This window comes from Limnohabitans sp., assembly GCF_031539175.1.
GTDB lineage: Bacteria > Pseudomonadota > Gammaproteobacteria > Burkholderiales > Burkholderiaceae_C > Limnohabitans.
Map to the genome: position 1 here is coordinate 1 of NZ_JAVKLQ010000057.1, position 13,889 is coordinate 13,889.

9 protein-coding genes are annotated in these 13,889 nt (G+C 54.7%); 8 read left to right on the forward strand and 1 reads right to left on the reverse strand.

Annotated features, from left to right (window positions below):
* Window positions 1-157 precede the first annotated feature (157 nt).
* The 3 genes from RMS95_RS10305 to RMS95_RS10315 are packed head-to-tail and all read left to right on the forward strand — an operon-like array spanning window position 158 to window position 4,612.
* Complete coding sequence (locus RMS95_RS10305) at window positions 158-1,075, forward strand: ParB/RepB/Spo0J family partition protein (RefSeq protein ID WP_310645886.1); 918 nt, start codon at window positions 158-160, stop codon at window positions 1,073-1,075.
* Between the two features lie 49 nt (window positions 1,076-1,124).
* Window positions 1,125-2,852, forward strand: a complete 1,728-nt coding sequence (locus RMS95_RS10310) for an ATP-binding protein (protein WP_310645888.1) — start codon at window positions 1,125-1,127, stop codon at window positions 2,850-2,852.
* On the forward strand, window positions 2,849-4,612 hold the full coding sequence (locus RMS95_RS10315) for an ATP-binding protein (RefSeq protein WP_310645890.1): 1,764 nt from the start codon (window positions 2,849-2,851) through the stop codon (window positions 4,610-4,612). The genes RMS95_RS10310 and RMS95_RS10315 overlap by 4 nt, the downstream gene beginning before the upstream one ends.
* Here the strand turns inward: RMS95_RS10315 and RMS95_RS10320 are convergent.
* Entirely contained in the window at window positions 4,581-6,008 is a 1,428-nt protein-coding gene (locus RMS95_RS10320) for an FAD-linked oxidase C-terminal domain-containing protein (protein ID WP_310645892.1), read from the reverse strand. The genes RMS95_RS10315 and RMS95_RS10320 overlap by 32 nt on opposite strands.
* Window positions 6,009-6,115: 107 nt before the next feature.
* Between RMS95_RS10320 and RMS95_RS10325 the strand changes: the two genes are divergently transcribed.
* The 5 genes from RMS95_RS10325 to RMS95_RS10345 all read left to right on the forward strand — a co-directional run bounded on the left by RMS95_RS10325 (window position 6,116) and on the right by RMS95_RS10345 (window position 13,304).
* Window positions 6,116-6,679 carry a cob(I)yrinic acid a,c-diamide adenosyltransferase gene (locus RMS95_RS10325; RefSeq protein WP_310645894.1) on the forward strand — a complete coding sequence of 188 codons (564 nt, stop codon included), beginning with the start codon at window positions 6,116-6,118 and terminating at the stop codon, window positions 6,677-6,679.
* A gap of 3 nt (window positions 6,680-6,682) precedes the next feature.
* Window positions 6,683-8,749, forward strand: a complete 2,067-nt coding sequence (locus tag RMS95_RS10330) for an acetoacetate--CoA ligase (RefSeq protein ID WP_310645896.1) — start codon at window positions 6,683-6,685, stop codon at window positions 8,747-8,749.
* Between the two features lie 188 nt (window positions 8,750-8,937).
* Window positions 8,938-9,912 carry an OmpA family protein gene (locus RMS95_RS10335; protein WP_310645898.1) on the forward strand — a complete coding sequence of 325 codons (975 nt, stop codon included), beginning with the start codon at window positions 8,938-8,940 and terminating at the stop codon, window positions 9,910-9,912.
* Between the two features lie 117 nt (window positions 9,913-10,029).
* Window positions 10,030-10,989 (forward strand): OmpA family protein, encoded by a 960-nt coding sequence (locus tag RMS95_RS10340; protein ID WP_310645900.1) that lies wholly within the window; start codon window positions 10,030-10,032, stop codon window positions 10,987-10,989.
* Window positions 10,990-11,381: 392 nt separating this feature from the next.
* The gene (locus tag RMS95_RS10345; protein WP_310645902.1) at window positions 11,382-13,304 is read left to right on the forward strand and encodes an Ig-like domain-containing protein; all 1,923 of its coding nucleotides are present in this window, start codon (window positions 11,382-11,384) and stop codon (window positions 13,302-13,304) included.
* Window positions 13,305-13,889 lie beyond the last annotated feature (585 nt).

Below are 13,889 nucleotides of genomic sequence, written 5' to 3' on the forward strand. Positions count from 1 at the left end.
AAACCGTGACGGATGAGGAATTGACTATGATTGAAAACCGATTGAATCATCGCCCCAGAAAGCGACTAGGATTCAAGACACCTCACGAGGTATTCCATGCCTCGTTAAAGCGTGTTGCACTTCGTCCTTGAATCCGCCCTCCAAAAAGAAGTTACCCATGGTCACTAAAAAACCCAAAGGCTTAGGCCGCGGCCTCGAAGCACTGCTCGGCCCCAAAGTAGACGATGCCGCCGCCGCCGTGGCTGCCGCCAATGACGGTCTGCCTACCACCTTGTTGCTGACCGACATGGTCCCCGGCGTGTACCAGCCGCGCACACGCATGGACGAAGGTGCGTTGTATGAATTGGCGGAGAGCATCAAAGCCCAAGGCATCATGCAGCCTATTTTGGTGCGTCAGTTGGCAGATGGCCCCAACGCCGGCAAGTACGAAATCATCGCGGGTGAGCGTCGCAGCCGTGCTGCCAAATTGGCCGGTTTAGACCGCGTACCGGTGCTGGTGCGCGACGTGCCCAACGAGGCCGCCGCTGCCATGGCGCTGATTGAAAACATCCAGCGCGAAGACCTCAACCCGCTGGAGGAGGCCCAAGGCTTGCAGCGCTTGATCAAAGAGTTTGGTCTCACGCACGAGCAAGCGGCGCAGGCGGTCGGCCGTTCACGCAGCGCCGCCAGCAATTTGTTGCGCCTCATCAATTTGGCTGAGCCTGTTCAAGGCATGTTGATGGCCGGTGACATTGACATGGGCCACGCGCGTGCCTTGCTGTCCTTAGATCGCGCCACGCAAATCACGGCGGCCAATCAAATCAGCGCCAAGAGCATGTCGGTGCGTGAGGCGGAGAGCTTGGTCAAAAAACTCAGTGCAGAGTTCAACTTAGTCCCGCAAAAGCCGAAGAAAGAGAAGTCGCGTGATTTGAAGCGCGTCGAAGAAGAGTTGTCAGATCTGTTGATGGCTCAGGTTGAGGTGCGCATCAAAAAACGTGTCAAACGTCACGGACGCATCGAAGAGATGGGGGAGTTGGCCATTCAGTTTGGTTCGTTGGACGAGCTGAATGGACTGATCGACAAACTGCGCGCCTAACGCGTCAGAAATACAAACACGCATGTTGTCAAGGTTGAAAGATTGGTTGATGCGAGGTGCCCGTTTTGACGGCACCACGTTTGAGCGCAGGCGTTGGCTATTTACAGTCATGCTGTGGATGACGGCTTCTTACAACTTTGGTTTTTACTTTCTTTACAACGCCAATTACGACCCGATTGTCCATTTGCTGGGAGGCTTTTGCTACGTGCTCCTGTTTGTCGCGTTGCGATTGGGCCTGCCATACGGTTTGACCGTGAACCTTGGCATCTTGTTGGCCGTGTTATTGGTCGACTATGTGGCCATTTACACCGGGGGCATCAATTCGCCAGCGATGGTCTGGACCACGGTGGTCGTATTGCCCGCCATTTTGTTGCTCGGGCGGCGTGCCGCTTTGCTTTGGTTGGTTGGCGTGTTGGCGAGCAATGTGTTTATTTTGTTGGGCACCTTGGGTGGGTATTTCAATCCCAATGCAGACATCAGTAACAGTGTCTTGTTGTGGGCTTTGGTGACCAAGTTGGCCGTGGTGGGGACGGCCATGCTCATTGGTTATTTTTCTGAGCGCATGCATTACCTGCAAGTCACGGAAATCGACCGCAGCAATGCGGATCTGGAAGTGACGCACCAAGCCTTGATTCGCGCGCAAGCTCATAAAGACGAATTCATTGCCTCGGTTGGGCATGAATTGCGCACGCCGATGAACGCCATTTTGGGCCTCAATGGCATCTTGCGCACAGAGTTGAGTGACCGCCCTGAAGACACTGACGTGGTGGACCATATTCGTCGCTCGACAGAACAACTGCTGCAAGTTGTGAACGACATTTTGGATTTTTCACAGCTGCAAGCCGGCTTGCTGACCCTGCACCATGAGGATTTTTCGGTGGCTGATGTCGTTGATGCCGTGATGGCGCCGTACATCGGTAAAGCGCAAGCCAAGGGTTTGAAAATATCAGTAGACACTGGCATGGTCGATACCTTGTGGGTCAAAGGTGACCGTCAGCGGGTCATGCAAGTGCTTAAAAATTTGGTGGACAACGCCGTGAAATTCACCACGCGGGGACGCATTCAAGTGCGCGTCCAACCGGTCGGCGCCGGTATTTTGTTTGAAGTAGAAGACACGGGCATTGGCATTGCTGAAGATCGGCAGGAGCAAATTTTCAACCGCTTTGAACATGCCGACGTTCAAACCAACCGTCAATTTGGTGGCACAGGATTGGGTTTGTCGATTTGCGAAAGTTTGGTCAAGCTCCAAGGGGGGCTCATTGGCGTGCACAGCGTACAGGGGCAGGGTGCGCGCTTTTGGTTCCAATTGCCGCTGCGTGTCGTTGCCGCGAAAGACGGGTTGGCCGCCGTGGAAATAGCACGCACGTTAGCCAGTCGTCCATTGAAAATTTTATTGGTGGATGACAACGCGGTGAACTTGATGGTGGCACGGTTGATGTTGAAAAAATGCTTCCCTAAATCTGAGATCACCGAAGCGACGAGCGGCGCAACCGCCTTGGACAGTTTGCGTCAAACATCATTTGATCTCGTGCTTCTAGACATGGTCATGCCTGAGATGGATGGTTTAGACGTCGTGCGTGCCTTGCGCCGCGACTTTGCGCCTCCTGTGCGTCAAATGCCAGTGTTGGCCCTGACCGCCAGTTCGAACCCTGTGGACCGCGACAAGTGTTTGGAGGCGGGCATGGATGATGTGCTCAACAAGCCCATAGACCAACAGCAACTGGTCGACAAAATATCTGCACTTCTGGTCCGTACATTGCAAGGTGATGCCAAATGACGACCACATGGATTGAGCGCTTGACGCGCTGGGCCTTGCCTATGCTGCCACGACGCTTTCAAGAGGGGCGGCTGCCTTACTTGTATTTCTTGGTGCTGATCTTGATTGTTGCCATGGTGGTGTTGGCCATCGTGACCCCGTACAACAGCGGCATTCCCGTTCCCTTGGTTTTTGCGGGCATTTTGTTGATTTTGCTCATGCTGTTTAGCTATGGTCTGGCGGTGGAGATTTGCGTTCATCTCGGTGTGATCGCCGGCATGGGGCAAGTCATGTATGCCGCTTGGGTATCAGGGGGCATTTTTTCGCCGCGTATGTCTTGGATGGCAGCGATGCCGTTGGTGACGTTTTACGCGGTGGGTCGGCGTGCAGGCGTGATTTGGATGGGGTTGGTGCTCGCGGCTGAGCTGGCGATGGCCACCCTCAACTGGAATGGTTGGATGCCCGATCAACTGGTCTTGGGGGCGGCGCAAGTATGGTCGTCCTTTGCCTCCTACAACATTGTGTTGTTGATCATCATCTCCGTTCCATTTCTGTACGACAGCCTGTATTTACAGGCGTATCAGCAGCGTAAAAAGCACAACCAAGAGTTGGAAGAAAAGCGTCAAGAGTTGTTGCGCACTTCTGCCTTACGTGAACAGTTCATTGCCACGGTGAGCCACGAGTTGCGCACGCCAATGAATGCGATTCTGGGCTTTAACGCCATGTTGCTCAAGCGCGTCAAAGACAAGCCACAAGCGCTCAAAATTTTGAACCACACGCGTCAATCGGCGGATCATTTGCTGACCGTGATTAATGATGTGCTGGATTATTCGCAGCTGCAGGCGGGGCAAATTAAAGTGCAGCCCGAGGTGTTTGAGTTGCGAGAGACCGTCAACACCGCCTTTGAGTTATTCGGTCCCCGTGTGCACAGCATGCACTTGACTTACAAGTGCGAGATCGATGCCGCCGTGCCGCACTGGGTGCGCGCAGACCGCCACCGGTTGATGCAAATTTTGGTCAACTTGTTGGGCAACGCCATCAAGTTCACGCACCAAGGCCACGTCACCTTGCGCGTGCAGCAGCAGCCCTTGTGTGTGTTTTTCTCGGTCAGAGACAGTGGCATCGGTATTGCGTTTGAGCAGCAGCCCAAAATCTTTCAGCGTTTTGTTCAGGCAGACGACGACATCCAGTCGCGTTATGGCGGCAACGGCTTGGGCTTGTCCATCACTCAGCGTTTGGTGGAACTCATGGGCGGACACATCGGCTTTGAAAGCACACCCGGTCGTGGATCCACGTTTTGGTTCACCTTGCCATTGATGGAGGTCACACCGCCGCAGGCGCAAGTCCCTGTGGTGGAGTTGCCTGTTGCGGTCAGCGAGACACCTTTGCGGTTCTTGGTGGTGGATGACCACCCGATCAACCGTTTGTTGGCCCGCCAAATTCTGAAAACTCGATGGAAAAATTGCGAGGTCATCGAGGCCGACAACGGCGCCAAAGCACTCGCCGCGTTGAAAGCGCAGAGTTTTGACGTGGTGTTGATGGACATGGTCATGCCCGAAATGGATGGTATCGAGGCCACCACGGCCTTGCGCCAAACCTTTGACGCGCCAGCTTGTCATACGCCCGTCTTGGGCTTGACGGCCAACGTCAACCCACAAGACTTAGAGCGTTTCAGCACGGCAGGTGTGAACGCGGTGGAGCTCAAACCGTTCGACGCGGCCAAGATGTGTGACCACGTCGAGAACTTGCTTACATTGAAAAAATCTTCCCTGGGTTCATGATGTTGTGCGGGTCCAAGGCCCGCTTGATGGTGCGCATCATGTCCACAGCGCCGGTGCCGGCTTCGGTCACCAAGAAGTCCATCTTGTGCAAACCAATGCCGTGCTCGCCGGTGCAGGTGCCGCCCAAGCTCAAAGCGCGGGTGACCAGCTTGTGGTTCAGGTCTTCGGCGGTTTCACGTTCGGCTGGAATGTTGGGGTCGATCAAGTAGCCAAAGTGGAAGTTGCCATCACCCACATGGCCGACCAAGAAATACGGAATGCCTGAGGCGTCGGCCTCGGCCACCGAGTCGAGCAAACAATCGGCCAAGCGGCTGATGGGTACGCAGGTGTCGGTGCTGATGGCGCGGCAGCCGGGCTTGCTTTGCAGCGCCGCGAAATAGGCGTTGTGGCGCGCGGTCCACAAGCGGGTGCGCTCTTCGGGCGTGGTGGCCCATTCAAACGATTGACCGCCCAAGTCGGTGGCAATTTCTTGCACGGTTTCGGCTTGTTCTTTCACGCCGTTGGGCGAGCCGTGGAACTCCATCAACAACATGGGCGACTCCGCCAGCCCGAGTTTGGCGTAGGCGTTGACCATGCGCACGGTGTTGGTGTCGATCAACTCCACACGCGCAATCGGCACGCCCATTTGAATGATGCTGATCGTGGCGTGCACCGCCGCTTCAATGCTGGGGAATGAACAAATCGCCGCAGACACGGCTTCGGGTAAGGGGTACAAGCGCACCGTGATTTCGGTCATCACGCCCAGCGTGCCTTCGCTGCCCACAAACAGGCGGGTCAAGTCGTAACCGGCCGACGATTTCTTGGCGCGTGTGCCCGTGCGAATCACCTCACCGCTGGCTGTCACCACTTCCAAGGCCAACACGTTCTCACGCATGGTGCCGTAGCGCACGGCGTTGGTGCCGCTCGCGCGCGTGGCGCTCATGCCACCAATCGAGGCGTCTGCGCCGGGGTCGATCGGGAAGAACAAGCCCGTGCTTTTGATTTCATCGTTGAGTTGCTTGCGCGTCACACCGGGCTGCACCGTCACGGTCAGGTCTTCGGCATTGATGCTCAACACTTTGTTCATGCGGCCCACATCCACGCTGATGCCGCCTTGCACGGCCAGCAGGTGGCCTTCGAGGGACGAGCCCACGCCAAACGGAATCACGGGCACTTGGTATTGCGCGGCGAGTTTGATTGCGTCGGCCACGTCTTGCGTGCTTTCTGCAAACACCACGGCGGCAGGGGGCGGCACGGTGGTAAAGGCCGATTCATCGCGGCCGTGTTGCTCGCGAATCACTTGCGCGGTCGAGCAGTTGACGCCAAAGCGACTTTGCAGTGCCGCAATCAAAGCGGCGGGTACTTCGCGTTGTGCCACGTGTGGGGCCAAGTGTTGGTGAGATGTGGGGGCGTTCATGGGGGTTGTCTCCTAAGCTTTGGTCCATTCTAAGAACAAGCGTTGACCCGTGTCGGCTGCTTGTGCGACAGGCACAATAAGCGTCACCATTTGCTGAGGGAACATTCATGGGCAACCGTCTCACTCAAATCGCCACGCGCACCGGCGACGCTGGCACCACGGGGCTGGGCAACAACCAGCGCGTGTCTAAAAACAGCTTGCGCGTCCACGCCATGGGCGAGGTGGACGAGCTCAACTCCAACATCGGCGTGTTGCTTTGCGAAGACATGCCTGCCGACGTGCGTGACGTGTTGGTCGACATCCAGCACCAGTTGTTCAACTTGGGTGGCGAGTTGTCCATACCCGGCTTTGAATTGCTCAAAGAAGAGGCGGTCCAAGCGTTAGACACCGCTCTTGAAACCTACAACGCCAAGTTGCCCAAGCTCGAAGAATTCATCTTGCCTGCGGGCACACGGGGTGCCGCCTTGTCGCATGTTTGCCGCACCGTGGCCCGTCGTGCGGAGCGTGCGGTGGTGGCTTTGGGCAACGAAGAAGCCATTCGAGAAGCGCCGCGCCAATACCTCAATCGCCTCAGTGATTTGATGTTCGTGCTGGCCCGCGTGCTCAACCGCATGAACGGCGGCGACGATGTGTATTGGAAAAGTGAGCGCATGAAACGAACCGGAGCTTGAACCATGTCCGCGAAGCCACCTTTCACCCCCCAAATTCGGCTCTACCAAAACTGGTTGCATGAGCATCGCGGTCTGAGCTTTGACAATTACGACGCCCTATGGCGTTGGTCCACCACCGAGTTAGATGCGTTTTGGCAAAGCATTTGGGACTACTTTGACCTGCAGTCACCGACACCGCATCAAGCCGCGTTGGTTAAAAACGCGATGCCTGGCGGCCAGTGGTTCACCGGCGCACAAGCCAACTACGCGCAGCAAGTGTTCAGACACGCCGATGCGGCGCATGCCGCAGGTTTTCCCGCCATCATCAGTGAGAACGAAAAGGGCTTGCACCGCGAACTCAGCTGGCCTGAACTCAGGCGTCAAGCCGCCTCGTTGGCGCTGCATTTGCAGGCCCAAGGTCTGCAGCCTGGCGATCGCGTCGCCGCCTACTTGCCCAATATTCCCGAAGCCATGGTTGCCTTTTTGGCCGTGGTCAGCGTGGGCGGCGTGTGGAGCATTTGCGCGCCAGACATGGGCACCAATGCCGTGCTCGATCGTTTTGCCCAAATTGAGCCCAAGATCTTGATCGCCTGTGACGGTGTGAGCTACGGCGGCCGTGACCACGACCGTTTGCAAGTGGTGGCCGACATGCGCGCCGCCCTGCCCAGCGTGCAGCACTTGGTGGTGTTGCGCAACCTCAACGAGCAAGCCAGCCTGTCCGACAGCACCGACTTTGCAGACACCATCGCCCGCAATGACGCCGCCACCCAGAGCTTCGAGCCGATGTGGCTGGACTTCAACCACCCGCTGTGGATCGTTTACTCCAGCGGCACCACCGGTTTGCCCAAGCCCATCGTGCATGGCCATGGCGGCACGCTCATCGTCGCGCTGGCCTTGAAGGTCTTGCACAACGACATTGGTTGCAGCTACCACCCCAACACCTTTGGCGAGCGCTACCACTGGTACAGCTCCACCGGTTGGGTCATGTGGAACGCACAGCTTAGCGGCTTGCTCAACGGCACCACCTGCGTCATTTACGACGGCAACCCCGGCGGCAGCAAAGACAAAACCGACTGGACCACCCTGTGGCGCTTTGCCGCCAACAACGGCGTGACCTTCTTCGGTGCCGGCGCCGCGTTTTTTGCCAACTGCCTCAAAGCCAACATCGACCTCAGCGGCTTGACGGGGCTTCAATCGGTGCGCGCTTTGGGCACCACGGGTTCGCCTTTGAGCGAAGACGCGCAACGCTGGGGCACGCAGCAGTTTGAACGCTTGGGCATGCCCAATATTTGGTGGTGCAACATCTCTGGTGGCACCGACTTTGCCGGCGCCTTCATTGGCGGCAACCGCGAGCTGCCTTTGGTGCCTGGCGAAATGCAATGTCGTTTGCTTGGCTGCGCGGTGGAAGCGTGGAACGAACAAGGGCAACCTGTGTTGGGCGATGTGGGTGAGTTGGTGTGCGCCCAACCTTTGCCATCCATGCCTTTGTATTTTTGGGGCGACAAAGACAACGCCCGCTACCTCTCCAGCTACTTCGACATGTACCCCGCTGGGCACGGCCGACAGCCTGGGGGTGGCGATGGTCCTGCCAGTTTGGGCGGCGTGTGGCGCCATGGTGATTGGCTCAAGATCAACCCTGTCACGGGCTCTTGCGTCATCTATGGTCGCAGCGACGCCACCATCAACCGCCATGGCCTGCGCATGGGCACCAGTGAGTTGTACAGCGCCGTTGAAGCCTTGCCCGAAGTGCTCGACAGCATGGTGGTCGATTTGGAGTACTTGGGTCGTGAAAGCTACATGCCCTTGTTTGTGGTGTTGCGCGAGGGCGTCACCCTAGACGACGCCATGCGAGTCAAGCTCAACAACGCCATCAAAACGGCACTCAGCCCGCGTTTTGTGCCCAACGAGATCTTTCAAGTGGCCGAGATTCCACGCACTTTGTCGGGTAAGAAACAAGAGTTGCCGATCAAGAAGTTGCTGCTGGGCCAGCCCCTTGAAAAAGTGGTCAACAAAGACGCCATGGCCAATCCGGGTTGCCTCGATTGGTATGTGGCTTTGGCCCAAAGGCGCGCTGCTCAGCATCCTCTTTGAGCCAAGCGCTCGCTGATTGCTTCAAGCCTTCTTCGGAAGGCTTTTTTTGCCCATTCCTTGTCCATCGCGCGAGCCGAACGCGCATGCGAAGCCCTTCGGACGCTAGACATCGCAAGCTTGAACTAAGTATTAAAAACAACAAAAAGCGTAGATAAATTAAATTTTTTGATACTTAAGATTTATTTATAGTGTTTTTCTCTATAAAATTAATTTATTCATCATTTAGTAAAAGAACAAGCAGGCTCAATGTACTGTTTATAAGAAAAATGTTACCTATTTTATGTAGGCCTGTGGACGCATTCATTCACGCTTATGCCTTTCGCCTATGGGTTGTCCTTGTCGGGATCTCAGGCGCTTTCTTTTCGTTGCCTGCAGTTGCAGGAGAGCGAAGCATCACCCACGCCTTAGGCGCTGGGTATACCCCTGTCAAAGAGCTCTCTTCTGAGCAAAGTCGGTTGGTGTTTTACCGGCCCGAAGGGGATGGTTTGGGGGTGATTACCTTGCACATTGATGGGCGTTATCACACCTCTTTGCAAGACGGGGCTTTTTCGGTGATTTGTTTAGACCGGGCCCTCGTGAATTTACAAGCCCAGCCTGGGCGCAGTTGGGCGAGGGCCGATCCCTCACGCGAGGTGTCGCAAAACGTGGTTATGTCTGGAGGCCAAACCTTGTTTGTACGTCTGACGGAAGCGCTGGCTACCCGGCCGCGCATGGAGGTGGTTCCTTCCCACGTCGCTGCACAAGAAGTGCAGACGACACGTCAGCAAACCCATAGTTTGTCACGTGTGACGTTGGCCAAGCCCTGCATGGAGGTCGCTGCGACGCCATCTCTTGCATTTGCGCCAGAGGTTGTCACGCTGACCGCACAGAGTGCACAAGATCCGGTTGAGTTGACACAACTGATCAAGCGTCTTGAGTCGCAGTACCGCACTTTCAAAAACGTCTCTTTGCACATTGTTGGCTATGCACAAGACTTTGAGACAGAGGCCCGCAATGATGCGTTCTCTCAGGCGCTCGCTTCAAGCGTTCAGCGTTTTTGGATGAGTCAATCGACGCACTTTGCCCCGATCACGTCAGAAGGGCGAGGAAGCAAAGATCGTCAAAGCGTTGGAGATAAGCCCCCGCGCCGCGTAGAAATCGGCATCACGGTACTGACAAACTGAAGTTGAAAAATGAAACATTAAGTTAACAATATTTAATACACAGGCCCAGCGCATTTCGTAAGAATTGAAGCAGGTAGTACTTGGTTACATCTCTGAGACACCCTTTAAGAGTCCTTTATGAATACTTCACAATCAAAATCAAGGCCCATCACACCTCTTATGGCCTGTGTGTTGATGGTGGTTTTGCTCGCATTGGCCAGCTTTTCAGTCCGTGCTGAGTCAGACGAGCCCAGTATTCTTCGCCCATTGGGTGCTTTGTATAGCCCGCCTGCGCGCGCGCATGCGCAATTGGCGCGATTGACTTTTTATCGAACCGAAAACGGCCAAGCCACAGGGGTCACCAGCGTGGTCGTTAACGATCGATACCAAACCTCCTTGCAGCCTGGGGGCTACAGCGATCTGTGCATGAAACCTTCGGTCGTCGATGTTGGGGTTAGCTTGCAAAAGCCCGGTGAGCGCGCCAAAGATTTGCCGGAAAGTTCACTGCTTGTCACGGCGAAGGCTGGGCAAGAAATTTTCATTCGGGTGGTCGATTTACCCAAAGCGCGCTTGTCTCTGGTCAATGTGCAACCTGAAGTGGCATTTGCTGAGTTGCAAAAAACACGTCGCCAAATTCATTCCATCAGTCGCGTCCCGGGAGCTTCTGCATGTGATCAAGTGACGGGCTCGCCCGCACCCAAAACCATCGCCATCACGCTGGGTACAGATGCGTTGTTTGCGTATGGTCGTTCGGATGTCGCCTCGATCTTGCCTTTTGGAAGAGAGCAACTCGACCGTTTGGCCGAACGACTGGGTACCCGTTATGCAGATTTCCAGCACAGTCAAATTGACATCATTGGCTACACCGACCCCGTCGGCTCCGTGGCCGCTAATCAGCGCTTGTCCGAGGCCCGTGCTCAAACCGTGAAGAACTACTTGGTGCAAGCAGGGGTCACAGCCGAAAAAATCAAAAGCGAGGGGCGTGGGTTTAGTGAGCTGGTCGACAGCACGTGTTCGCGCGTTGTCACTCCGATCAGCGTGGCATGTAACAAGGTGAACCGGCGTGTGGTTGTGGAGATGACCGTTCACACGGACTAATCGTTTTCACGCCAACGGCACGCCGTTCATCGCAAGTTTTAACCCACGTCCTGTTGCAGGACGTGGGTTTTTTTATGGCCTGGTTGTGCCGTGGGTTGCGTTTGTGACAAACAACAAAAAGCCAAATACTAAATTTAAGTACTCACTTTTTGTTGATTTTGATGTTTACGGAGTAATATAGAAATTAATTTTTATGAGTAATAAGTGCACACCATGTCATTAAATCGAAACCCATGTTGACCGTGTATGACTGAGGAGAACGCATGCTGTCTTTCCGAACATTGCTTTTTCTTCCATCGGTTTAACAAAGCTTAATACAACAAATTAACTCATTTCGCAAGAATTCAAACCCTTCGCGTCCTCACAAACCTTCATTTTTAAACGGTTCACACATGAGCACTACTTCTACGTTTCCTCAATTTTTCCTGATAGATCCCAGCGAGACCAGCTATTCACCTGGTGTGGCCATCTGCGCTGAAAGTGGTGGCGCGAGCGGCGGTGCGATCAATGCTGTAGAGATTCAAGATGGCACGGAAGTCACCATTTCTGTCGCGGGCAGTGGGGCACAACCCGGCGATGTCTTGAAGGTGTTTATTGATAACGTGTTGGTTGCTGAGCACATCTTGGATGCCAGCGAGATCAGCAACACGACGGGCATGACTACAGGCACCGGTATTGCCAAAGTCACCATTTCTGCCGACGTTTTAAAAGCGTTGACGCAAGGGGGGCATAGTGTGACGTCGCAAATCGCTTACAGCGACGGTTCGTTCAGCAATGTGAGTACGGCAAAAGGTTTGCTGAGCATTGACACCATTGGGCCGAATGCGCCCATTGCCCCTGTGGCCATAGATGATGTGGGCCAAACCGTGGGGGTGATTGCTGAGGGCGCGGTCACGGATGACGCCAAACCCCTCATTTCTGGCACGCTTGCCGCTAAGTACAACACCCTTGAAGTTTTTGACAACGGGGTTTCATTGGGCAAGGCCACCATCAACACCGTGACAGGTAAATGGAGCTTGACGCCAACCACAGCGCTGACAGATGGCCCCCACGCCATCACCGTCGTTGAGTACGACCGCGCAGGCAATCCCAGCCCTGTCTCGGCGCCTATGAATTTCACGGTCGACACAGGCGCTGCCAGTGTGGCAATCAATAACGCAACCGACAATGCGGGCGACATTCAAGGCCGTGTGGCCAGTGGTGGCGTCACCGATGACACCACGCCGACCTTCGTTGGCACCGCCAAAGCCAATACTGTTGTGACCCTCAGCGAGGGCGCGACTGTTTTAGGCACCGCCACTGCTGATTCTGTCGGTCATTGGAGCTTTACCCCTACAGGCGCACAAACCGAAGGCACGCACACCTACACCGCCAGCATCACGGTGGCTGGTAACACGACAACCAGTGATGGTTTTGCCATCACCGTCGACACCACAGGTCCTGTGGTTGTCGTTACGCCCTTGGGCGATAACCTTAAAACGGCCGCAGAGGCGACCGCGACGACAGGTGTGATGACCATCACCAGCGAAGTCGATTCGATTTCCACGGTCACCTTCGTGGGTCAACGTGGTCAAGTTGTCAAAACCGTCACCAACAACGGCACCGCCAAACCTGTGGTGTTGACCGCTGCCGACTTGACGACGTTGGGTGAGGGTGCCGTCGAGGTCACGACGGTGACCAAAGACAAAGCAGGAAACACGACCACCACAGCCGACGGCGCCGATGGCGACTTCACACTCGACACCGTGGCGGCTGTCGCTGTGGCCGATGTGGTCAATACCACCGAAGATGTGATCAGTACGACAGGCAATGTCGGCACCAACGACACCAGCAAAGATGGCTCTGAGTCGTACAGCCTTGTCGGCTCTGCAACGGGTCTTTATGGCACCTTGGTTTTAGGGGCGAACGGTGCTTACACCTACACACGCACCGCCAACTTAGACGCGATTCAAACCACGGCCATCGATACATTCGCGTACCAAGTGCGCGATGGGGCGGGTAACACCACGCAAAGCACCCTCAAAATCAACATGGCGCCTGTCAATGACGCTGCTGTGATCGGTGGCGTGAGTTCTGCAAGCGTCAACGAAACCAATACGGCACAAACAGCCACAGGTACGTTGACCATCACCGACGTGGATAGTGCCGCTACTTTTCTAGCCCAGGCCAACGTGACAGGTACCAACGGCTACGGCAAGTTCAGTCTGACCAGCGCTGGCGTGTGGACGTACACCATGAATACGGCACACGATGAGTTTGCCGCTGGCGTCAATTACACCGACAGCTTCACCATGAACTTTCTAGCATCAGCGTAAGATTTCTACTGATTCTTCTTTTTTTACCACACTAGTTACCACGGAAATCAGCTAACAAGTTCGAAAGAACCATTGAATATGTTCATTTTTGAGTTACCTCAATGCGTGGTAATTCAAATGAATTTCATTTTTAGTAATGTGATTGCTTGCATACCTAATTCATGCCTAGCTTTGGATGTCCTCAATGCATTCAGCTTCAGCCTGAGGTTGCCTTACTCATAGTGAAATCTTAATCATGAGAAAAAGATAAATACATCACAAACATTTAACTATCAATCGTGATTATTAATGATGTACAATTACTAATTATTAGCAATGTACTCGTCACGAGGTGAAAATGCGCATTTGCAACATTCAAATTCAGCAGGTTATAGGTACCTCTTGGACAGACGCCACGAATTTCCAGCTAGGTGACTTGATTCAAGCTATCAATGGCAAACAAGTCAAGGCGGATTCAAGGACGAAGTGCAACACGCTTTAACGAGGCATGGAATACCTCGTGAGGTGTCTTGAATCCTAGTCGCTTTCTGGGGCGATGATTCAATCGGTTTTCAATCATAGTCAATTCCTCATCCGTCACGGTTT

Bases quoted from the DNA above. Each gene is read 5' to 3' on its own strand.
- RMS95_RS10320 (WP_310645892.1), bottom strand. From the start codon at position 6,008: ATGAACGCCCCCACATCTCACCAACACTTGGCCCCACACGTGGCACAA.
- RMS95_RS10325 (WP_310645894.1), top strand. From the start codon at position 6,116: ATGGGCAACCGTCTCACTCAAATCGCCACGCGCACCGGCGACGCTGGC.
- RMS95_RS10310 (WP_310645888.1), top strand. From the start codon at position 1,125: ATGCGAGGTGCCCGTTTTGACGGCACCACGTTTGAGCGCAGGCGTTGG.
- RMS95_RS10340 (WP_310645900.1), top strand. From the start codon at position 10,030: ATGAATACTTCACAATCAAAATCAAGGCCCATCACACCTCTTATGGCC.
- RMS95_RS10345 (WP_310645902.1), top strand. From the start codon at position 11,382: ATGAGCACTACTTCTACGTTTCCTCAATTTTTCCTGATAGATCCCAGC.
- RMS95_RS10305 (WP_310645886.1), top strand. From the start codon at position 158: ATGGTCACTAAAAAACCCAAAGGCTTAGGCCGCGGCCTCGAAGCACTG.
- RMS95_RS10330 (WP_310645896.1), top strand. From the start codon at position 6,683: ATGTCCGCGAAGCCACCTTTCACCCCCCAAATTCGGCTCTACCAAAAC.
- RMS95_RS10315 (WP_310645890.1), top strand. From the start codon at position 2,849: ATGACGACCACATGGATTGAGCGCTTGACGCGCTGGGCCTTGCCTATG.